Annotated in this window: 1 protein-coding gene; it reads right to left on the reverse strand. The window is 46.1% G+C overall.

Going from position 1 to position 609, the window contains the following annotated elements:
* A partial coding sequence (locus A3729_RS05120; RefSeq protein ID WP_156497682.1) for an iron-containing alcohol dehydrogenase occupies positions 1 to 609 on the reverse strand: 609 nt, incomplete at both ends.

Here is a 609-nt window from a genome sequence, read left to right on the forward strand (position 1 = left end):
AGATATCTCGCGGCGCGCCCGAGCTTTGTTTTGATTTCACTATAATTCTCTTCGAGGACATAAGGCATCAAAATAGCATTTAGAAGACCATGATGCGCACCATATGTTGCACCTATAGAATGTGCGATAGCATGCATCGCTCCCAAACCTTTCTGGAACGCTGCAGCCCCCATACTTGAAGCAACCAGCATATGCATCCGCGCTTCTAGGTTATCGCCATTTTCGTATGCAAGCTGGAGATTTTCTTTAATCAGGCGCATACCTTCAAGCGCAATACCCTCAGCCATCGGGTGGTAAGAAGGTGAGCAAAAAGCTTCAAGGCAATGTGATAAGGCATCCAAGCCCGTTGCAGCGGTAATTTTAGCTGGCAAACCTGTCGTTACGTTGGGGTCCAATATCACTAGCACTGGTAGCATCTTTGGGTGGAATATAATCTTCTTTAGGTGTTTTTCTGAATCAGTAATGACAGAAGCACGACCAACCTCTGAACCTGTTCCAGCTGTTGTAGGAATTGCAATAACAGGTGCAACACCCTCCTCCTTTACCTTGCACCAGTTATCGCCAACATCCTCAAACTCCCAAATAGGTAGCTCTTGCCCAACCATTAAA

Source organism: Oleiphilus sp. HI0043, assembly GCF_001634935.1.